The sequence below is a fragment of the Nitrospira sp. genome, from assembly GCA_015709715.1.
Taxonomy (GTDB): Bacteria; Nitrospirota; Nitrospiria; order Nitrospirales; family Nitrospiraceae; genus Nitrospira_A.
Genome location: CP054184.1, coordinates 1,792,806 through 1,814,260 on the forward strand (window position 1 = coordinate 1,792,806; position 21,455 = coordinate 1,814,260).

Here is a 21,455-nt window from a genome sequence, read left to right on the forward strand (position 1 = left end):
TGCGCCGTCACTGCCAGGCGGACAGGAGGCCCCCGTCGGCCTCTTGCCAATGCGGCACCCAGGCGAGGGCCACGAGCTTGACCGTAATGTTCGATTTGGTGGGTTTCAGCGACAATCGATCCAGTTTTTCGGTGAGGGGATCGGTGGCCGACGCCAAGGCCTCGGCTTCGGCCTTGAATTGCGCCTCCAACTCGGCCAGCTGCCGTTGCAAAGCCGCCACGTTTTCCTCGGCTTGGCCCACGTCTTTCGATTCCTTGAGCACCCGGCCTGCGCCGCGAATGGCGGTGGTCGCCTTGCCGAGATTGCCGGCGCTGATCGCCTTGCGGCCGAGAAACGCGCCAAGGATCGTGGCGCCGACCGAGATCGCCGCCTGCAGCTGACTGCTCCGCGCTTCCGTCTGTTGCCGTTCCACCATCTGCTCGGCCCGCCGAATGCGGTCCTGGAGGCTCGAAATTTTGGGCGCATACTTCTTGCGCAGCATGTCGCTCTGGCGGTCGCGCTCTTCCCGTCCGGCCTGCTGCAACCGCACGCGAAAATCCCGTTCCGACTCGCCGGGTGTCGAGAGGAGCCCGGTACCGGGACTTCGCCACAGCTCGACCTTTTGCGTCCGGAACAACCAGGCCGACAGGTCGCCCTTCCAACCATCGTACTGTTTCGCCTTGCTCGCCACAGCGGGGAGCCGGCCGAACCGCGCGCCGCCTACCGGCTCACGCTCTAAATCATCCAAGACCAGATCGACGAGCGTGGCCTGATCCCACTCGACAGGGACCGCGGCATCCGTAACCGGCGCCAGCAGCGCCAGCCGTTCCGTCACATCGACCCCGGCCTTGTTGTCCGCCACCCGCACCTGCGCCACCCCCAAGACCATGGGCTGGTAGAACAGCGTCTGCCCCGACGAGGGCCGCCCGCGCAGCGGCACCACATATTGCGGCACCTCCGGCGGCAACATGGGCCGTTGTTCCTGCGCGGTTGCCCGAGCCATCCCGGCTGATGGCGTCCCAGCCATCCCGCTCCTGCCTCCTGCCGCAGCGGCGGCCTGCTTGACGGGATCCATGAGCTGTTTGATCTGTGTGCGCGTGAGCGGCCCACGGAGGTACGACAATGTCCAGCGGGTTTGAAACACCGCGGGCGCGTCTTCATGGACATTGTTCAAGAGGAAGACGCGATTCCCCAGCCCCGCGAGGATTTGCTCCATCCGCTGCCGATCGAACTTCTTCCCGCTGCTTGCGGCGGCACCCTCGAGGCCCTCGATCACCCGTGCCTTATCGCGCTCCGTCTGCAGGCGGCCGATAAACCAAGTCCCGGTATTGGCGAGTCCTTTGTAATCGAGATCGACCGGGTTCTGCGTCGCCAACACCACGCCGAGCCCGAAGGCGCGGGCCTGCTTCAGCAGCGTCAGCAACGGGCCTTTCGACGGCGGATTGGCCACCGGCGGAAAGTAGCCGAAAATCTCATCCATATAGAGAATGGCGCGCAGGCTGGTCGTCCCGGATTGGCCGCGCACCCATCCCAGGGTCTGGTTCAACAACAACGAGACGAAGAACATCCGCTCGGCGTCGTTCAGGTGGGCGATGGACAGGATCGCAATGCGCGGTTTTCCCGAGGGGCCGTACAACATCCGCCCCACGTCCAACGGTTCCCCTTCCATCCAGGCGGCAAACCCCGGCGCGGCCAGCAAATTGTTCAGCTGCATGGCCAAGGCGAACCGCTCCTTCGCCGGGAAGAAGGATTCGAGATCGAGCACGCCCACCTTCGTCAGGGGCGGAGATTGGATCTGATGGATGAGGGCCGCCAGATCGAGATCTTGGCCTGCGCGCCAGGCCTGATCGAGGATCGAGGACAGCAGGATGTGCTCGCGGCTTGTGATCGGATCAGCTTCGACGCCGATCAGGCCCAACAGACTGGTGACGGTCGTGCCGATCCGTTCCCGCAGCAGTTCGGCATCGTCGAGCAACTCCGGCCCCGGCGCAGCGAAGGATTTCAGGATTGAAACCGGGACACCCGCCTGGCTCCCCGGCGTGTAGACGACGAACTCTGCGGCCTCGCGTAACTTTTGGATACGTTCGCCGCTCTGTCCCCACTCGGCCAAGCCCTTCTGCCACAGGCCGGCCTGCTGCGCGGCATAGTCCGCCGCGGAGAGGCCCTTCTTCCGCGCATCGTCTTCATTGATCCAGGGCGCGAAATCCTCCCCGCGCAAGTGCGGAAAGGTCAGCAAGAGGTTGGCGAGGTCCCCCTTCGGGTCGATCACCAACGCGGGGATGCCGTCGATGGCCGCCTCTTCCAACAGGCCCAGGCACAGGCCGGTCTTGCCGCTGCCCGTCATACCCACGCAGACCGCATGGGTCACCAGATCTTTGGAGTCGTACAACAGCCAACCGGGCTTGCCCTGCTTGGCTTCGAGGTCGTACGGCCGACCGAGATAAAACACCCCGAGCTTTTCGAATTCGGCGGCGCTGCCTGCCGCCGCACTCGTCGTACTCACGGAGGTCGTTCCGGCCTTCTCTCCGGCTTTGCCGATTGCATCCTTCTTTTTCGTCGGCATCGATCACCCCGGGATGATTCGTCGCGCATTCTAGTGAGGGCAGCGGGGGACTGCAAGTCCGGCGGCACGGGCCGAGCCGCCCCTTGTGAATTCGCGTTGAGATTGGGCAGGATGCGCGGATGTTCTCTGCCGCCCGTCGCTACAGCCTGCTCCTTCTGGTCGGACTCAGCCTCGCGCTGCCGTCCCTGACCCGTGCGGAACCGCCTGCCCAGAGCGTCCACTGGGGCTCCATCGCCTACCCCGACCACGAGCAAACCCTCACGCTCGGCATGACGGTGGTGGACCGCTTCACAGAATTCGACGGCGAGGGCAAGCGCTACAACGACATCCGCGAAACGATGGGCTTCAATTTCTTCACGCTCAGCTGGACCCAACCACTGGCCCGCTTTCCCGGGTGGAATTTCAATTTCACCGCCGGCGGCGGCCCCACCAGAGACGGTCCCAGCCGATTCTTGCAAAACGACGTGGTGCACCGGTTTCGCGGCCTGACGGAAGTGCCGGTCGGCAACAAACGCGAAGCGAACGATTTCATGTTGAGCAGCTCGCTGACCCGCTGGTTCGGCCTCTTGGGAACGGATGATGTCTTTTTCGCCGGGATAGGCGGCGCGGGGGGCTCACTCTATTACGAACCCTACGCGCAGGCCGGCTTCAGACGACTGGCCCTCCTGAACGTGATCCCCTGGGTGGGAGACTATCTCCGGTTTTCGGCCATGGGGCGGTACGGCCGCCCTTACTCAGGCGCCGCCTTCCGACAAGTCGCGCCGCAGTCCTACATCGGGCAAGCTTCGGTCGGGATCGGCAACTATCGGCGCTGGGAGGACGGCACACCGTGGGAAATCGAAGTGGCCGTGACCTACGACTCCGGACTCTTCGTGGATCACCGGGGCGACTCGCTGGAGGAACGCTTCGTGTCGGTGGCCCTCCGCTACTCGGCCTTCACCTTCGAAACCTGGAACGACCTCATCAATCAGAAGGATTACGGGCCGACCTTCGGCGCGCGCCTGACGCTGGACTTGCTTTATATGTACGAGCGCTGGTTCAGATAGGAGAGTGCCGGGCGCCGGCACAACCTCACCACTCCTTGAACACCAGGAACACCGCGCCGATCATCAGGGCGAAGCCGGCGAGGTAATTCCACTTCAGCTCCTCTCTCAAGTAGAGCACCGAGAACACGCAGAACACCACGAGGGTAATGACCTCCTGGATCGTCTTGAGCTGCGCCGCCGTGAATACGTAATGTCCGATGCGATTCGCCGGCACCTGGAAACAATACTCCACGAACGCGATGCCCCAGCTCGCTAGAATCGCCAACCACAGCGGCGATTCTTTGTACTTCAGATGCCCATACCATGCAAAGGTCATGAAGATATTGGAAACGGTCAGCAAGAGAATGGTGTGCATGGGCCTCCTTCGTGACAAGCTCCGTTGTCAGACACATCGCCGAGGCGGGCTGGATCGTCCTTCACTGCGCGCATCGGACGAGCATCGTTTCACCGTGCGCGTTCTGCGAGCAAGGAGGGCAGCCCAAGCCACTCACACCCTCGCTTCCTTGAGCACCTGCCCCGTATAGGACCGCTTCACCTTGGCAATCTCTTTCGGCGGCCCTTCGGCCACGATCTCGCCGCCGCGGTCGCCGCCTTCCGGTCCCAGGTCGATGAGCCAGTCGGCGTTGCGGATGACGTCGAGGTTGTGTTCGATCACGAGGACCGTGTTGCCGGCCTCGACCAATCGGTCGAGCACGTCGAGCAGCCGTTGCACGTCGGCAAAGTGGAGGCCGGTGGTGGGCTCGTCGAGGATGTACATGGTGCGGCCGGTCGGCCGTTTGGAGAGTTCGCGCGAGAGTTTGACCCGTTGCGCTTCGCCGCCGGAGAGCGTGGTCGCCGATTGTCCGAGTTTTACGTAGTGCAGCCCGACGTCGTGCAGCGTCTGCAGCTTCGCTTTGATGTAGGGAATGTTCTCAAAAAATTCGAGTGCATCGTCCACCGTCATGTTCAACACGTCGGCGATGCTGCGGCCCTTGTACAGGATTTCGAGCGTCTCTCGATTGTACCGCTGCCCCTTGCAGACCTCGCAGGTCACGTAGACATCGGGCAGGAAGTGCATTTCGATCTTGATGAGGCCGTCGCCCTGGCAGGCTTCGCAGCGCCCGCCCTTCACGTTGAAGCTATAGCGGCCCGGTTTGTACCCGCGCACCCGCGACTCCGGCAGGTTGGAGAACAGATCGCGGATGAACGTGAACAGCCCCGTGTAGGTGGCGGGATTCGAACGGGGGGTGCGCCCGATCGGCGACTGATCGATGTCGATGATCTTGTCGAGCGCCTCGACGCCCTTCAGTTCCTTGCAGCCATCGATTTTCGGTTTCTTCTGATAGAGCAATTGCGACAGGGAGTGGAACAACACTTCGAGCACGAGCGTGCTCTTGCCGGATCCGGACACGCCGGTTACACAGGTGAGCAGTCCCAGGGGAACATTGGCGGTCACCCCCTTGAGATTGTGTTTGTTCGCGCCGACGACCGACAGGAATCCCTTCGGTTTCCTGGTGCGGGTGGGCAGCGACACCATCTGTGCGCCGCGCAAGTATCGCCCCGTGAGCGAGTCGGGGTTCGCCTTCACCTGCTTGGGCGTACCCTGCGCCACGATCTTGCCGCCGTGGGTGCCGGCGCCGGGCCCCAAATCCAGGATGTAGTCGGCTGCCTCCATGGTCTCCGCGTCATGCTCCACCACCACGACCGTGTTGCCGAGATCGCGCAGCCGAATCAACGTCTGGAGCAACCGTCGATTATCCCGCTGATGGAGGCCGATCGACGGTTCATCCAAGATGTACAAGACCCCGACCAGGCCGGAGCCGATCTGCGTCGCCAAGCGAATGCGTTGCCCCTCACCGCCCGATAGCGTGGCCGCGGGCCGGTCCAGCGTGAGGTAATCCAACCCGACGTTGACCAGGAACCCGAGTCGCTCTCGAATCTCCTTTAAAATCCGATGGGCGATGACGAGTTCCCGTTCGCTGAACGTGAGACGCTCGAACAGGTCGGCGGCCGCACGGACCGACAGGGCCGTCAGCTCGGCGATGGACTTCCGCCCGATCTTCACGGCGAGGCTTTCCGGCTTGAGCCTCGCCCCCTGGCAGGTCTCGCAGCGTTCCAGCAGGGTAAAGTCCTCTTCTTCGGGACAGCCCGGGGTCATGGCATAGCCGATGCCGTCGCAGGCCGGGCAAGCGCCGTGCGGGCTGTTGAACGAAAAGATGCGCGGCGTGAGTTCGGGATAACTGACGCCGCATTTGATGCAGGCGAGTTTTTCGCTGTAGAGCTGCACCTTTCCCGAGTCCGACAACACCCCCACCAACCCACCCGCCAACTTGAGTGAGGTGTCGACGGAATCGGCCACGCGGCGCATCAGCGCGTCACCGGGCTTCATGACCAATCGGTCCACGATGATTTCGATGGTGTGTTTCTTCTGCTTGTCGAGCGTGATGTCGTCGCCGAGGTCGACGATCTCGCCGTCGATCCTGGCCCGCACATATCCGGCCCGGCGCATCTCCTGCAACTCTTTGCGATACTCTCCCTTCCGCCCCCGCACGATCGGCGCCAGGATCTGGAACTTCGTCCCTTCCGGCAGGCTGCAGATGACGTCGACCATCTGCTGGACGGTCTGGGCGGTAATTTCTTCCCCGCATTGGAAACAAAACGGGCGGCCGACACGGGCGAACAGGAGCCGCAGGTAGTCGTAGATTTCCGTGACCGTGCCGACGGTCGAACGCGGATTGTGGCTGGTGCTCTTCTGTTCGATGGAGATGGCCGGCGACAGGCCTTCGATGGAATCCACATCGGGCTTCCCCATCTGCTCCAAAAACTGTCTGGCATAGGCCGAGAGGGATTCGACATAGCGTCGCTGCCCCTCGGCGTAGATGGTGTCGAACGCGAGAGAAGACTTGCCGGAGCCGCTCAAGCCGGTGATCACCACCAGCTTGTCGCGCGGGACCTCCACGTCGATATTCTTGAGATTATGTTCTCGGGCCCCTTTGATGATGATGGAGTGGCTCATAGGCGGCGGATTATATCACGCACTCGGCCCCGTCTCGGTAGCCGACGTGACGGCACCGTGACGGAGGAAGCTTTTGCCCCGTCAAAAATTCGACACACAATTGGAAGGATCGCCCGTCGCCCCCGCTTGAGTTTCGCCGCGCTCCGACCGATAGAGACGGCACGATTGTTTCAAGCGAGAACGCTCAACCACCCATCGACGTGGCCACCATGCATGACGCTCTGACCCTCTTCAAGCGCAACATCAACGAACTGTTCGGAATCTGCGTCGACATCCTCAACGTCGGGCGCTCGCTCCAACAACTTTCATGGTCGATGCAAATCCTGGCCAATAACGGCGTCGTGCAGGCGGCGAAGGTCGGCGGCGGGAAGGGCCGTCCCATGCTGGCGCTGGTCGAAATCCTCAACCACACCCCCAAGGAGATCAGGCCGGAAGTGGCGTCGTTGGAGCGGCTCTGCGCCACGCTCGCCAAGGTGACGGCCAGCAGCTCAAACATCGCCTGGCGCTATCATCAGCTGCTCGCCAGCCTGCTTTCCACCATCGCGCACAGCGAGCAGGCGTCGACGCCGGCTACCCACGATCTCCTCGCGCGACTGCGCTTCACGACCGCCGAGGACGTCGCGCAGTTGATGCGGCATCCGAGGTTTGCCGCGGAGGAGCGGCTCCAACGAGACAACCATACATTTATCGCCGATCTCTGCCAAACCAACCTCGTGCAACTGCACGAGCGGCTGAAAGATGCGGTGCGCTGTTTGGGCGAGACCCGCCAGGCTTTGGGCGGCTTGAAGATGATCGGGCTGACCAGCCGCTACATGGCGTTTTGCATCGCCTCGGAGGCGGCCGGGCTCGCGGAGGCGGAAGCGAACTTTCGCAACCTCTCGGCGGAAATCACCCGCGTCGTGGACGACCTTGACGCCAAGACCCGCGCCATGAAAGACGCCATCGACCACGGACAGGAGCTGTTGGAATTGCTGCTGAAAGGGCAGACCTATGCAAAGTAAGGTGTTGTTCAACGAACACGATCACCAGTGGATCGTCATCGGCCGGGATCCTGAAAAGGACAGTCACGTCATCGACACGAACGAGTATGTGATTCTGCATCGCGGCCAAGCCATGTTGCTGGATCCGGGTGGCATTCAAATTTTCCCCCAGGTCCTGTCGGAACTCGCCAAGTACGTGCGCATGCAGGACATCCGCGTGATTTTCGCCAGCCACCAAGACCCGGACATCTGTTCGTCGTTGGCGATGTGGTTGGATCTGAACCCGGCGATCACAACCTACTGCTCGTGGCTCTGGACCGGGTTCGTCAGTCACTTCAGCACCGGCACCGTCATCACGCTCACGCCGATCCCCGACGAGGGCATGCGCATCAAGATCGGCGACCAGGGCCCGGAAGTCGAAGCGGTGCCGGCGCACTACTGCCATTCGTCCGGCAACTTCTCCCTCTACGACCCGACAGCCGGGATCCTCTTCTCCGGCGACATCGGGTCAGCCCTCGTGCCGAGTCATGAAGCCAACCCGATGGTCACCGACTTCGAGCAACACATCCAATACATGCGCGGCTTTCATCTGCGTTGGATGCCCTCCACCACCGCCCTTCGGGCCTGGACGCAACGGGTCCGCGCCATCAAGCCTCGAATGATCTGCCCGCAACATGGCTCGATCTTCCAAGGGGAGATGGTCGGGAAGTTGCTGGATTGGCTCGACAGCCTGGAAGTGGGTCAGTGGAAGGACGCCAAAGCGACCGGCGAGAAGCGCGCGGCAGCGTGACGACCCAGGCCGCCGCACCGCGCCTCATTCTTTCCCTCCTCGTCACGCGCCACCTTGACAAAGCCTGAAAGCGGGTGCTACCACGCTCCGATGGTACGCGTGGAAAACAGCTCGCTCGCCGACCAGAAAACGGGATCGGCTCAGGCCGTCTCCACCTGGTCCGGCCAGGCTCGTGAACAGGCCGTGCAACGGATGTTCACAGCCATTGCGGGCGTCTACGACCTCAACAACACCCTGCTCAGTTTCGGCCTGCACCACCAGTGGAAACGGCTGACGGCCTCCTATGTGCCGACCGTCACACAGGGCCGGGCACTGGATATCGGCGCCGGCACCGCGGACTTGGCGCTCCTGATCGAGTCGAAAATGGGCGAGCGCGGCCACGTCGTTGCCTCCGATTTGAACCACGCCATGCTGGCCGAGGGCCTGCGGAAGGTGGCTAAACGCGGCTTGCTCGCGCGCATCACCTGCCTCCAGGCCAATGCCGAACAGTTGGGATTCCCCAGCGATACGTTCCACGCCGTCACCACCGGATTCTGCATGCGCAACGTCGGGAACCTGTCCCAGGCGTTCCGCGAAATCCATCGCGTCCTCAAGCCGAACGGCCGGTTCGTCTGTCTGGAGTTTTCCCGCCCGCCCGCCGCCTGGCTGCGAACGCTCTATGATTGGTATTCCTTCCGGCTTTTACCCTGGATCGGCACCAAGGTCGCCAGAGACCGAACAGGCGTCTACGAGTACCTGCCGGCGTCGATCCGGACCTTCCCCGACCAGGAACGCTTGGCGACCATGATGCGCGAGGCAGGGTTTCGTCAGGTGGAATACCGGAACCTCACCGGCGGCATCGTCGCAATCCATATCGCCACGAAGTAAGCACAGGATCGCATGAACGCCATCCTTTATATTTTTCTGCCCTGCAAGAAGGTCTATCCGATCGGGGTGACCTATTTGGCGGACTTCATCCATCGACGGAAGCCGGAGGTGCGCCAACGCATCCTGGACCTGTCCCTGTTTCCCGAATCACAACGCAGCCAAGCGGTCCGCGACGCCGCCCAGGAATTCAAACCGGATCTTGTCTGCTTTTCCTGGCGCGACATTCAGATCTTCTCGCCCCACGAGGGCGATTCGTCGTTGGAACATGCCTTCAACTTTTACTTCGCCAGCAACCCGATCAAGCGGGTGATGGCCTCGGTCGAGGGGCTCAAGCAGCTCTACCGCTACTACAGCCACATCCGGGCAAACCTCTCCTATCCCTGGTTGATCCGAAAGGAGTTCCCCAAGGCGCAGATCATGATCGGCGGCGGCGCCTTCACGGCCTTCGCCGACCAGTTGATCGAGAAACTGCCGGAAGGGACGATCGGCATCCTCGGCGAAGGGGAAGATGCCATCCTGAAGGTGGTGAGCGGCGACTCCCTGACGGGAGAACGGTACATCATCCGCGAGGGCAAGAAGATCCTCAAGGGAGAACAGGGGGCGCCGGCCCTCCTGGACGCCTTGACGGTCGATCTGCCCTATCTCACGTCGATTTTCCCCCAATACGGCGCCTATATGGACGAGTCCATCGGTGTCCAGACCAAGCGCGGCTGCCCCTACGACTGCGCCTTTTGCCTCTATCCCTACATCGAAGGCAAGCGGGTGCGTTACCGGCCCCCGGCCATGGTCGTGAAAGACATTGCCCAGCATTATCACCAATGGGGCGCGCGCCGGTTCTGGTTCACCGATGCCCAGTTCATCACGGGAAAAGAGGCCTACCCGCAATGCACGGAGATTCTGGAGCGCATTCTGAGCGAGAAGCTGGAGATCGAGTGGTCGGGGTACATCCGCACATCGCTGATCACACCAGATCTGGCCAAGCTGATGGTGCGGTCGGGCGTAGGAGATTTAGAGGTCGCCATCACCTCCGGCTCGCAGGAAGTGCTGAATAACCTCCACATGGGCTTCAAACTCGAACGGCTCTATGACGGCTGCCGGTACTTGGCCGAAGCGGGCTTCAAGGGGAAGGTGATCCTGAATTACTCGCTGAATTCGCCGAAAGAAACGGAGGAAAGCCTGCTCCAGAGCGTCGAGTCCTACAAGAAGGTCGCGTCGATCCTGGGCGAAGAGCGGGTGTTCCCCCTGATGTTCTTCCTCGGCATCCAACCCAATACGGACTTGGAGCACCGTCTTCTGGAGGAGGGGTATCTCTCGGCGGGCTACAATCCGCTGATGCTCACACCCACCAGCATCCGAAAACTCCTCTATAACCCGGCACCGCTCAACAAGCTCATCGCCAAGGCCTGCCTCACGGCGTGGCAACGCAAAGAGGGCAGCCGCGATCCGCGGGCCTGGACCGGCTCGCTCTCCCAGACCGCCACCGCCCAGGAACCGGCACCAGCCCATTACGCCGACGGCAACCTCATCCGTGGCGTGCACAACAACTCGGGACGCGATGCGCTGTTGACCCTGGAAGAGATTCTGCGAGCGCGGCGGCCTGCCCAACCGACCACCTCCGTGGCGGAAAAGACAGCAGTGAGTCCAACGAGTTAGGAGAATCTCTCACCCATCTACACCAGCCCCGGTTTGCTTGCATTCCCCGAGATCACGGTGCTATCATGCCGCTTCATTTTGGGGTGGAGTCCCTTTCAACCGTTTGAATTCCCGGCGGTTCTCTGACGTCATCCCCTGTAGCGCGTTTGCCTAGGAGGCATCTCGATGTACAAGACTATCTACATCCCGGTCGATAATTCCGACCATTCCAATACAGCCGTCGATGTCGGCGTGACGCTGGCCAAGACCTACGGTTCCAAAATCGTCGGAAGCCATGTGTACGCCGCCAAGATGCACGACAAACGCTTCAAGCAGATGGAAGCGGGGCTCCCCGAGGAATACCACGACGAAAAGGAACTCGACCGGCAACGTCAGATTCATGACTCCCTCATCACCCGCGGCCTCCAAATCATCACGGACTCCTACCTCGATTATGTCGACAAGAAGTGCTCCGAGGCCAACCTGCCCGTGGAACGCCGCTCGCTCGAAGGGCGTAATTGGAAGGTGCTTGCGGAAGACATCAATACCAACGCCTACGACCTCGTGATCATGGGGGCCTTGGGCGTCGGCGCAGTGAAGGACAGCGTCATCGGCAGCAACACCGAGCGGGTCCTGCGGCGCGTGCGTAATTCCGACATGTTGATCATCAAGCAGCCGAACCCGGTCGGCTCCGGCAAGATCGTGGTGGCCGTGGACGGCAGCCCCTACTCCTTCGGCGGACTCATGACCGGTTTGGCCCTGGGCAAGGCCTTCAACGTGCCGGTGGAAGTCATCTCCGCCTTCGATCCCTATTTCCACTATGCGGCGTTCCACAGCATCTCGGGCGTGCTCAATGAAGAGGCGGGGAAGGTCTTCCGCTTCAAGGAGCAGGAAAAGCTGCACGAAGAAGTCATCGACAGCGGCCTCGCCAAGATTTACCAGTCACATTTGGATATTTCCCGGGAAATCGCGCAGGCCGAACAGACCGACGTCAAGACGACCTTGCTCGACGGCAAAGCGTTCGAAAAGATCATTCAGTACGTGCGCAAGGAGACTCCTTGGCTCCTCATCGTGGGACGGATCGGCGTCCACAGCGACGAGGACATGGATATCGGCAGCAATACGGAAAATCTACTGCGCTCGGCTTCCTGCAACATCCTGGTCTCGAACCGGAAGTATGTGCCGCCCATCGACACTCAGGCCGAATACACCATCGCCTGGACCGAAGAGGCCTTGCGCCGCATGGAAAAGATCCCTGTGTTCGCTCGCGGGGTCGCTAAAACCGCCATCCACCGCTATGCCATCGAGAAGGGCCACACGATCATCAGCAATACGGTGGTGGATGCCGCCGTCGGCCACATCCTCCCCAAGGGCGCCATGGATGCGATGCGCGCGTTGGGCGGCAATCTGGATGCCGCCGGGATCGATCGCGACAAAATGCAAGCCGACGATTCGGTCGCCAAGGATTTGATGGGCTCAACCCTGAGCGGCATGATGACGCAGGTGGTCGAAGAGAAGCCGGCCCCGACGTCCACGACGCAGGCCTATTTGGATCGCATGAGCCAGAACTACTTCGTCTGCGACGGCTGCGGCTACATCGGCAAGGGCGACACGCCGGTCAAATGTCCCGTCTGTAGTGCCGAAGGAGACCGTTTCAAGCAGGTCGACAAGACCATCTTCGAAGCGGCGGCCAAGGCCGAAGGCGGACTCGAAACAGATGTGGCGTACGATGACATCCCGATGCAGTGGACCAAGGATGCCAAGGAAGCGATCCGCGCCGTGCCGGCAGGGTTCCAGCGGCGACGCGCCAAGGCCAAGATCGAAAAAAGCGCCCGCAAACTGGGCATGACGACGATTACCCTCGAATACGCCGGCCCCATGATTCGCGAAGCGGCCGCCGAGGATTACACCCCGATCTTTGCGAACAAGGGAACCGGTACCGCACCGCAGGCGGAAGCGGCCATCTCGAACGGAACCGAGTCCCACGCCGCCAACGGCGGCGTCGAAGAGCCGCAGACCGCACAGGCGAATCCCTCACCCTATACCTGGACGGCGGATGCCCAGGCGCGGCTGGAGCGGGCTCCGGAAGGGTTCATGCGCGACTGCACCAAGGCTCTCATCGAAAAACATGCGGACAAAATCGGCGTCACTGTCATTACGCTGGAAGTGGCGACCGAGGGCATCGAGCAGGCCAAGGGGTATATGGCCGATGCGATGAAGACCGGCAATCTGAAGGACATGATTGCCAACCTGACCGGCTCCTCCAAAACCGGGGCGAGCCGCTAATGGGAAAATCATTGCCGATCCTCAACTTTCCTCCGCTGGGAGGAAAGTTCGAGGCGCTTCAACAGCAGATCAGTCAATTTTTCACGCCGACATCACCCTCGGCCGGGCCGTACGACGGCCGGACCGTGGATGACTTCAAGCCCTATCTCATCGCCTTGAACCTCACCAAACGGTGCAACCTCAAGTGCGATCACTGTTATCTCGATGCCACAACAAAAGCGGGCGGCGGAACCGATGAGCTGAGCACCGAGGAATGCTTCCGGCTGATCGATCAGATTGCCGAGGTGAACAAGGGTTGCCTGCTGGTGATCACCGGCGGCGAGCCGCTTGTCCGACCCGACATCCTCGACATTGCTCGGCATGCGGTAGCCCTTGGATTCATCGTCGTGTTCGGCACCAACGGCATGCTGATCAACGACCGGATGGCCAAGACCCTGGTCGAGATCGGCGTCATGGGCGTCGGCATCAGTATCGACTCGCTGGATCCGGAGAAACACGACCGATTTCGTGGGGTGCCCGGCGCCTTTGCCAGCGCCTTGGCCGGGATCGAAGCCTGCAAGCGTAACGGGCTCCAGTTTCAGGTTCACTTCAGCGCCCAGCCGATGAACTACCAGGAACTGCCTGCGGTTGTGGAGTGGGCCCACAATCTCGGTGCGCGCGTGCTGAACGTGTTTTTCATGGTCTGTACCGGCCGCGGCGAAGAGTTGACCGACATCACCCCCCAGCAATATGAAGAGGTCTTGGGCTATCTGGTGGACTGCCAGGACCGCTACAAGGACATGTTGGTGCGGGCCCGTTGCGCCCCGCATTTCAAACGGCTGGCCTATGAAAAGGACCCCAATTCGCCCATCACCAAGGCCACCGGTTACATGGGGGGTGGCTGCTTGGCCGGCACGAATTACGCGCGGGTCACGCCGAACGGTGAACTCACCCCTTGTCCCTATATGCCGCTCTCGGCCGGCAACGTACGCGAGACGAGCTTTGTGGACCTATGGGAGCGGTCGGATATTTTCAACTCGTTCCGCTACCCTCAATTGAAGGGGAAGTGCGGCGATTGCGAGTATACCGATATTTGCGGCGGCTGCCGGGCCAGGCCTTACGTAGACCACGGTGATTGGCTCGACGAAGACCAGTGGTGCCTTTACACGCCGAAGGGTGGCGACAAGATCCAAGTGGCCTTCAATACGCCCGAAGAGGTGGAGGTGGCGTGGGATGAAGCGTCACAACTTCGCCTGAGCCGCATCCCCTATTTTCTCCGTGCCATGGTCAAGAAGGGCGTGGAGCGCCACGCCCGAGAGAACGGCGTCGAACTGATCACTGTGGGCTTGATGGAGGAACTCCGAAAGAAGCGGTTCGGTAACGATGCCCCGGTCTTCAACTTCGACATGAAAGGCAAGGACTAGGGCCTGATCTTCGACAATGGATTCCGTACAAAGCATCTTCCTCGATCTGAATCAGCTCATTCCGATCGTCAACCATTGGTTTCATCTCCTGTCGGCCGTCATCTGGATCGGCGGGCTGGCCTTCCTCGTCATGGCCGTGACACCGGGACTGCGGGACGGCGGCGTTCCCAAAGAATACATCCGCCCCATCACGGAAGCGTTCTACCGGCATTACAAACGGGTGGCCGGTATTCTCCTCGTGGTACTGCTCTTCACAGGCGGCGTCAATGTGCATTATGTAAACCAAATTCTCACGTCTCAGACCGGTCAGGGATTACAACATCACTCTAAGTACCTGTGGATCTTCTGCATCAAGCTCGTCTTGGTATTGGGCCTCCTCACCCTCTTCCTGTACAGCGTCATCTTCAAGTCGGACGCGGAGGAGGAAGAAGAGGGGGACCTTCACGAATCGATTCCCTTTCAACGGGCCGCGTTATGGATGGGCTTTTTCATCATCCTCTGCGCCGCCGCCATGAAGCATCTGCATCAGTAGTCTTTCAACCTCTGCCAATGGCCTTGTATCTGTTCAGATACCAGGTCGTTGCAGTCGACGCTGCGACATCCTCGGCCTCCCCATCCCCTTCAGAGTCCAAACACCCTAAAAAAATCATGGCATTCGCGTCCTGATCCAGGTACCCTTCCTCGCGCGAATTTGGCACATGTGTTGCTCTGTTCGGCATGACTAGTCATCATCCTGCGCCGCAATCCCAAGGAGGGGATACGCCATGCCGTTCCACCACACTCGCCTGCTGATCGTTTCCGGATTGTTGATGGCCCTGTCCACGATCCCTTGCCGGGCCATGGAGCCGGCTGCTTCACAAGCCCCACCGCTTCGCATAGTGGGAAAGCTCGACCAGGATCACCCACGCTGGTATCACGCGTCAGCCGGAACCCAACTCATGCCCTATGACTGGTTCGTGGCCCTCTTGGATAGCACGTCGAAAGAGTTCGAAAAGGCAGGCATCCTCGTCGACTCCATCCATCCGGACCGCCTGCCGGTCGGCATGTCCGAGCCACAGGCCGGAGCCCCATCGTCATCCCCCACCGGAATGAATTGCGCGTTCTGCCATACGACCGAATTCACATACGGGAACAAGGTATTTCGCATCGAAGGAGGTCCTTCGCTGCAATATAATCAACGATTCCTCGGCGTCCTCATTAAAGCGCTCCGGGGCCTCGTTCTGCCGGATCTCCCCACTCTCCTAAAGAGCATTCAAGCCGAACGGCCTCTTGAACCCTTCAAGACCTTCGCAACCAAGGTGCTGGAGCGTCGGCAAGAGGGTTCGAGCATTTCCAGCCTCAGCAAATTGGCCGGTGACGTGGACGCCTATAGCCGGTCCCTCGTCACCCGAGGCGCAATGGATAGCTCGCCCGAATGGTGGGGGCCCGGTCGGTTCGATGCACTGGGGCGCGGTGGCAATACGGTCTTTGGTCCGCTCAATCCGGACAACCTCAGACCCGCCAACGCGCCCGTGAGCATTCCACCGCTGTGGGGCGTCTGGGCCTATGACTGGGTGCAGTGGTCGGGATCGATCCAGCACCCCTTGGCCAGAAATGTGGCGCAGGTCATCGGCGTGGGCGCCAACCTGTTTGCCTGGACGAAAAAACCGCCGCTCGGTCCCATGGATGACGATCAAAAGTTCCGCTCATCCGTGGATTTCAAGGCACTGGAGGAATTGGAAGGCCTCGCAGGACGGCTGCAACCGCCGCGCTGGCCGGAGGAGTTCCCCGCCATCGACCGCAGCCTCGCCGCTCGAGGCAGGGACCTCTACCACGGCAACAAGGCCAAAGGGATTCCGAATCTCTGCGCCCACTGCCATGTCGCTCGGCATCTCGAAAACAGAGGCGAGTACGGGCCCGGCCTGCAGGTCACCATGATCCCTCAGAAGGAAGTGGGGACCGACCCACTCTATCTGGAAAGCTTTTCGCGCCGCACGGTCGACACGGGCCCGTTAGGGCGCGGAAGACTGTCCGCCAAGGATGCCTCACAATACGTTACCACCGAGCTCCTGGCTCGGAGTTCTGCCGCGCAGACAGAAGACGCTGCCAAGCCGAACGAATGGCGGGATTGGCCACAATACATCGCACGACCCCACCTGGCGGTTTGGGCCACCGCGCCGTTTTTGCACAATGGATCCGTTCCCAACCTCTATGAGCTGTTGTCGCCGGTGAGCGAGCGGCACCGCTGCTTCGCCCTCAGCCCCAGGATGGAGTTCGACCCCAAGCACGTCGGCTATTCCATCACAGAGTGCAACGCTGAATTACCCCAGGACCGGGTCTGGTTCAAATTCGACACCGCGTGGCCCGGCAACGGAAACAGAGGCCATGAATTCGCCGATCTCCCGGGGTGCGGAGGCCCGGCCGAAAACGGCCTGCTTGGCTGTGGAATTCCGCCTGCTGATCGACTCGCCATTATCGAATATTTGAAGACCTGCGATCTCGATCGACGGGTAATCCCCGGCGCACCGGCCTGTCATGATTTGGGCGAGGTGACACCGTAGCCGGCTCTCGCAAGGCGGTCGACCGGACGGGCCAGGCCCGCCCGGTCGACCCGGAGGGTGACCTATTCCTGCATGACTGAGCTGCTGTCCAAAGACCATTCCATCCTTGAACGGCGATTCATGGAGTTCCGCCCTTTCGGACTCGACGAACGCGGGGAGAAGATCTGCGACATCAGCGGGGTGATCGTTGAATCGAACGTCGCCTACCTGTGCGACTACCTCGAAGGCACGGCCGGCCCCGAGGCCGCGACCCAGGCCCTCCAGGAATTGTGCCGGCTCCTGAACGAGCGACAGCCGGACCGTACCTACCACGTGACCCCGGAATCGCTCCGCAACATCTGGAACAGCTACTCCTACGAGTTCGTATGCTACCTCCGGGAGTTTTGCGAGCGATTGTCCGGCGATCCGAACTTTCACGTCAACGTGGGGACGGAAAAGAAGGTCCCTCCGCTGATTCAAATCCTCGCGCGCCCCTTTTCCACTCCGCAGCTCTATAAGATGTGGCCCTATCTCGGCAACAAATATGTCCGGAGAGTGCTGGAGTTCGAAGTCGGTCGTGTGACCAACCGATCGGCGGTGTTGCGCATGACTTTCACTGACCGGGCCCTCGCGCAGTTCGGCCCCTATCGGAAGCGTTGCGTCGATGTCATCTGTTTGTCGTGCAAAAGCAGCATCGCGCGGGTGCCGACTCAGCTGCACGGCGTCCCTCCGGCCACGGTTCGGGACTTGGCCTGTACCGTCCACGGTGATCCCTATTGCGAGTGGGAGTTCACCTGGCTCCCGCAAGTGCGCAGTCCCCTCCCGCTCGTCATGTGGATGCTCGTGGCCGGAGGTACCTTCACGTACTTGCGGCTCCGCCTCCCCGGCCTTCCCTTCCTGGAAGATCTGGGACTGGCCGTTGTGCCCGCCTCATTGCTCTGGTGGGTCCTCACCACGCACATGCACCAGGCCGCCAAACCCCTCCAGCGCCTGATCCGCGACCAAGAACAGGCCGTCGATGCGCGTCACGAGGAATTGCGCGAAGCCTATCTCGAGCAACAGAGCACCGCGGTGACCCTGCGTCGGAAAGTCCATGAGCTCACCGCCCTTCACCGCGCCGGCCTGCTCTTCAGCTCCACCTTCGACCGAGAGGAGCTACTCACCAAGGTGTTGGATACCATCGTGAGCGAACTGCATTACGACCGCGCGAAGATCTCTCAGTTCGACAGGACCAGACAGGTCTCGCATGACTTCCGAGTACGGGGCGTGTCTCAAGATGTGGCAGACTTCCTGCGGACGCAGGAGGTTGAGATCACCGATCCGCACAGCGTGGAGGGAACGGTGCTCTTGCGTGGCGAGCCGGTCCTGACGAACAACATTCACGAGATCTGGGACCGGCTGCACCCCTTCAACCGACAACTTGCCACCATGGTGCAGATCAAGTCTTTCATCTCCGTTCCCTTAAAAACGCATGAAGGCGTGATCGGCGCGCTCTCAGCAGACCGCACACACGACCGGGCGCTCACGCAGGACGACCTCGATGTGCTCGTGACGCTCGCCAGCCAGGTGGCGACGGCCCTGGACAATGCGCAGGCCTATCGTGAGATTGAATCCTTGAATGCCCGGCTGGAAGCCCGTGTCCGCGAACGCACCGCCGAACTGGAGGCCGCCAACGCCCGCCTCAAGCAGATGGACCGGCTTAAATCGCAATTCCTCGCCCATGTGTCCCATGAGTTACGCACTCCGCTCACCAGCATCGTCGGATTCGCCGACAACATGATCGAAGGCCTCGTCGGCTCGTTGAACACCAAACAGGAGCAATACCTCACTCGCATCAAGGCCAACGGCACCAGGCTGGCCCGCATGATCACGGACCTCTTGGACCTCTCCAGGGTGGAAGCTGGGAAATTGGTGCTGTCTTTCGACCAGGTGACACTCGCTTCCCTCGTCGCCGACGTGATCGAACAACTGCGGCCCCTCGCCACAGCCAAGCAGATCCGCCTCGAACTCCAAAGCGACGATGTTGCCCTGACGGTCTGGGCGGATCCCGATCGGCTCAGCCAAATTTTGACGAATCTGGTGGATAATGCTATCAAGTACACGCCGGACGGGGGCCTGGTATCGGTCGATCTATCCGCCGAGGGCCGGGAGCGCGCGCGCATCGCCGTTCGCGATACGGGCCAAGGTATTCCTCCCGAGGCAATCCCGAAACTGTTCGATCCGTTCTTCCGGGTACAGCAGCAGGAGCGAAGTCAGACGAAGGGGTTGGGTCTCGGCCTGGCAATCGTCAAGGACTTGGTCGATCTGCATGGTGGCGCCATTGCGGTCCGGAGCGAGATCGGGCAAGGAACCGAGTTCACCGTGAGCCTTCCGCTCCGCTCGACGCAGGACGCGGCGGGCGGCGCGTCGCCTTCGGCCCGGCGCACGCTCCTGGTGGTGGATGACGATCCGGATATCTGCGCGGTCTTGCAAGACCGCTTGCTCTCGGAAGGATTTTACGTATTGACCGCGACGGACGGTCGCGCCGCCTTGAAAGCCGGCGAAGCAACGACCGTCGATGGCGTGCTTCTCGACATCGCGTTGCCGGACATGGATGGATTCGCCGTGCTTCGCCAATTGCGCGCCACACAGCCGACGGTCCCGGTCATCATGATGACAGCCGTGGAGGCGCTGGACCGCGCCATGGCCGCGGTGGAAGCCGGCGCCCAGGGATATCTGCTCAAACCGTTCGATGCCGCACGGGTGCGCCAGATCATCGACCGGTGGTTCATGGCCGGCGGCTCACCCGCCGATTCCTCCACAACGACGCCCTAATTCTATGCCGAGTCCTCTGCAATCTTGCTCTACCTTGGTTCCGGCTCTGCTCGTGGCGATGGTCGTGGCCTTCCTCCCGATGACGACCGCAGAGGCCCAAACGCCGCGTATTCACGGACAATCGGCCAGTGCCGCCGGCATGGGCAATGCCTTTGCCGCGCAGGCCGATGATCCATCGGCGCTCCACTACAACCCCGCCGGAATGACTCAACTCCCGGGCTTCCAGAGCCTCTTCGGTACGTCACTCATCGGCGGCACGACGCAGTTCACCGGCCCCACGGGCACCCAGGTGACCGGCGATCGGAACGGCAGCATCGCCTGGCCTCCACCGGGCCACGTGTACCTGGTAGCCAATTTGAAGGATCTTGGCTTATCGGCGCTCGAGAATTTCACCGCAGGCATCGGCCTCAACAGCCCGTTCGGCTCGTTGACCCGCTACCCCACGGACGGCCCGTTTCGCTCCGCGCTGTACTTCAACACGATGCCGCTGCTCGACATCAAACCGACCGTGGCCTACAAGGTCAACGAACAGCTCTCGCTGGGAGCGGGGGCGGACATCTACACCTTCTCGGGGCTGTTCGGCGAAGGCCACCTGGAACAACAATCCATCTGGCCCGGCGGCCTCGGCATTCCCGCCGGTTCACGACTGGAGATCAACGGCAGCGATACGACGGCCGGATTCAACGTCAGCCTGCTCTATACGCCGTTTCGCAACAGCGACGGGAAGCCGTTGGTGAATATCGGCCTCGTCTATCGGAGCCAGGCCAGGCTGCACTTGACCGGACACCTTCTCGCCAACGGCGCCTCGGTGGGCGAGGCCTCTGCGACCTTCGTGCTCCCGCAGATTTTTTCCGGAGCTATGGCCGTCTGGCCGGTCCGCACGAGAGAGCGCGAATGGAAGTTGGAACTGGACGTAGACTACACGGGGTGGAAATCCAACGGAGCCTTGGATGTCCGCGTGGCTAACCTGGGGGTACTCCCCTTCCCGCAGAATTGGCAGAGCGCCTACACCGTCATGGTGGGAACGGAATATCGTCTGCTCCACGTCGTATCAATGCCGGAATGGAACATCGCCCTTCGGGCCGGCTACATGAATCAGCAGACCCAGATGCCCGATCGTACCTTCAACCCAGGAGTCCCCTCGGCCAATGCGCATATTCCCTCTGCCGGCGTCGGATTCATCTGTCACGAGAACGGGGCCTTTCTCGGCATCATCCGCTGCGGAGATTTGGGCTTTGGCCCGCTCAAACCCAAACTGTTTGCCATCGACTTGTCGTACCAAGCCGGGCTCTACGAAGTTCGCACCATTGCCGGCAACCAAAATCCCACGGTGAACGGCCGATATGACACGCTGATCCACGCCGCCTCGCTCTCGCTACGATTCAATTACTAGGCGCCCTCAGCGGCATGACAGTTGCGTTTCGCTGCGAGTGGCGCGGTGCTGAGCCGGTCGCTTGCCGTCGGAGGGCAAGACCCCGCCGACCACATCCCTCGGCCTCCTGGATTGTGCCCATCCAGCGCTGATGAGACCGCCCATCCGCCCGCGCCATCGGCCGCGTCTTCGCCCATGGCGGAGACGCG

14 protein-coding genes are annotated in these 21,455 nt (G+C 61.4%); 11 read left to right on the forward strand and 3 right to left on the reverse strand.

All coding sequences use genetic code 11. From position 1 onward, the window contains the following. Positions 1–7: 7 nt before the first annotated feature. Positions 8–2,482 (reverse strand): ATP-binding protein, encoded by a 2,475-nt coding sequence (locus HRU82_08490; protein ID QOJ37154.1) that lies wholly within the window; start codon positions 2,480–2,482, stop codon positions 8–10. 179 nt (positions 2,483–2,661) lie between these two features. Here HRU82_08490 and HRU82_08495 point away from each other — a divergent pair, with 179 nt between their 5' ends. Further along, positions 2,662–3,588 (forward strand): hypothetical protein, encoded by a 927-nt coding sequence (locus HRU82_08495; GenBank protein ID QOJ34981.1) that lies wholly within the window; start codon positions 2,662–2,664, stop codon positions 3,586–3,588. A gap of 25 nt (positions 3,589–3,613) precedes the next feature. Here HRU82_08495 and HRU82_08500 read toward each other — a convergent pair whose 3' ends face one another. Beyond that, positions 3,614–3,943, reverse strand: coding sequence for a DMT family protein (locus tag HRU82_08500; GenBank protein ID QOJ34982.1), 330 nt, complete (start codon positions 3,941–3,943; stop codon positions 3,614–3,616). Positions 3,944–4,075: 132 nt separating this feature from the next. Further along, positions 4,076–6,583 carry an excinuclease ABC subunit UvrA gene (uvrA, locus tag HRU82_08505; GenBank protein ID QOJ34983.1) on the reverse strand — a complete coding sequence of 836 codons (2,508 nt, stop codon included), beginning with the start codon at positions 6,581–6,583 and terminating at the stop codon, positions 4,076–4,078. A gap of 200 nt (positions 6,584–6,783) precedes the next feature. Here uvrA and HRU82_08510 point away from each other — a divergent pair, with 200 nt between their 5' ends. The 10 genes from HRU82_08510 to HRU82_08555 all read left to right on the forward strand — a co-directional run bounded on the left by HRU82_08510 (position 6,784) and on the right by HRU82_08555 (position 21,267). Then, on the forward strand, positions 6,784–7,584 hold the full coding sequence (locus HRU82_08510; protein ID QOJ34984.1) for a hypothetical protein: 801 nt from the start codon (positions 6,784–6,786) through the stop codon (positions 7,582–7,584). Next, positions 7,574–8,353, forward strand: coding sequence for an MBL fold metallo-hydrolase (locus tag HRU82_08515; GenBank protein ID QOJ34985.1), 780 nt, complete (start codon positions 7,574–7,576; stop codon positions 8,351–8,353). The genes HRU82_08510 and HRU82_08515 overlap by 11 nt, the downstream gene beginning before the upstream one ends. Before the next feature lie 90 nt (positions 8,354–8,443). Then, the gene (locus HRU82_08520) at positions 8,444–9,220 is read left to right on the forward strand and encodes a class I SAM-dependent methyltransferase (protein ID QOJ34986.1); all 777 of its coding nucleotides are present in this window, start codon (positions 8,444–8,446) and stop codon (positions 9,218–9,220) included. A gap of 12 nt (positions 9,221–9,232) precedes the next feature. Then, a complete protein-coding gene (locus tag HRU82_08525) occupies positions 9,233–10,873 on the forward strand; it encodes a radical SAM protein (protein QOJ34987.1) in 1,641 nt (546 codons plus the stop codon). A gap of 165 nt (positions 10,874–11,038) precedes the next feature. Further along, positions 11,039–13,138, forward strand: a complete 2,100-nt coding sequence (locus tag HRU82_08530) for a universal stress protein (protein ID QOJ34988.1) — start codon at positions 11,039–11,041, stop codon at positions 13,136–13,138. After that, on the forward strand, positions 13,138–14,541 hold the full coding sequence (locus HRU82_08535) for a radical SAM protein (protein ID QOJ34989.1): 1,404 nt from the start codon (positions 13,138–13,140) through the stop codon (positions 14,539–14,541). Before HRU82_08530 ends, HRU82_08535 begins: the two co-directional genes overlap by 1 nt. Positions 14,542–14,557: 16 nt before the next feature. After that, positions 14,558–15,073, forward strand: a complete 516-nt coding sequence (locus tag HRU82_08540) for a hypothetical protein (GenBank protein QOJ34990.1) — start codon at positions 14,558–14,560, stop codon at positions 15,071–15,073. A gap of 232 nt (positions 15,074–15,305) precedes the next feature. Further along, positions 15,306–17,081, forward strand: a complete 1,776-nt coding sequence (locus tag HRU82_08545; GenBank protein QOJ34991.1) for a hypothetical protein — start codon at positions 15,306–15,308, stop codon at positions 17,079–17,081. A 72-nt stretch (positions 17,082–17,153) separates the two neighbouring features. Further along, entirely contained in the window at positions 17,154–19,874 is a 2,721-nt protein-coding gene (locus HRU82_08550) for a response regulator (GenBank protein ID QOJ34992.1), read from the forward strand. A gap of 4 nt (positions 19,875–19,878) precedes the next feature. Further along, the gene (locus HRU82_08555; protein ID QOJ34993.1) at positions 19,879–21,267 is read left to right on the forward strand and encodes an outer membrane protein transport protein; all 1,389 of its coding nucleotides are present in this window, start codon (positions 19,879–19,881) and stop codon (positions 21,265–21,267) included. Positions 21,268–21,455 lie beyond the last annotated feature (188 nt).

Coding starts and splice junctions, on each gene's coding strand:
- uvrA (QOJ34983.1), bottom strand. CDS start 6,583: ATGAGCCACTCCATCATCATCAAAGGGGCCCGAGAACATAATCTCAAG.
- HRU82_08495 (QOJ34981.1), top strand. CDS start 2,662: ATGTTCTCTGCCGCCCGTCGCTACAGCCTGCTCCTTCTGGTCGGACTC.
- HRU82_08540 (QOJ34990.1), top strand. CDS start 14,558: ATGGATTCCGTACAAAGCATCTTCCTCGATCTGAATCAGCTCATTCCG.
- HRU82_08500 (QOJ34982.1), bottom strand. CDS start 3,943: ATGCACACCATTCTCTTGCTGACCGTTTCCAATATCTTCATGACCTTT.
- HRU82_08555 (QOJ34993.1), top strand. CDS start 19,879: ATGCCGAGTCCTCTGCAATCTTGCTCTACCTTGGTTCCGGCTCTGCTC.
- HRU82_08545 (QOJ34991.1), top strand. CDS start 15,306: ATGCCGTTCCACCACACTCGCCTGCTGATCGTTTCCGGATTGTTGATG.
- HRU82_08525 (QOJ34987.1), top strand. CDS start 9,233: ATGAACGCCATCCTTTATATTTTTCTGCCCTGCAAGAAGGTCTATCCG.
- HRU82_08530 (QOJ34988.1), top strand. CDS start 11,039: ATGTACAAGACTATCTACATCCCGGTCGATAATTCCGACCATTCCAAT.
- HRU82_08550 (QOJ34992.1), top strand. CDS start 17,154: ATGACTGAGCTGCTGTCCAAAGACCATTCCATCCTTGAACGGCGATTC.
- HRU82_08515 (QOJ34985.1), top strand. CDS start 7,574: ATGCAAAGTAAGGTGTTGTTCAACGAACACGATCACCAGTGGATCGTC.
- HRU82_08535 (QOJ34989.1), top strand. CDS start 13,138: ATGGGAAAATCATTGCCGATCCTCAACTTTCCTCCGCTGGGAGGAAAG.
- HRU82_08520 (QOJ34986.1), top strand. CDS start 8,444: ATGGTACGCGTGGAAAACAGCTCGCTCGCCGACCAGAAAACGGGATCG.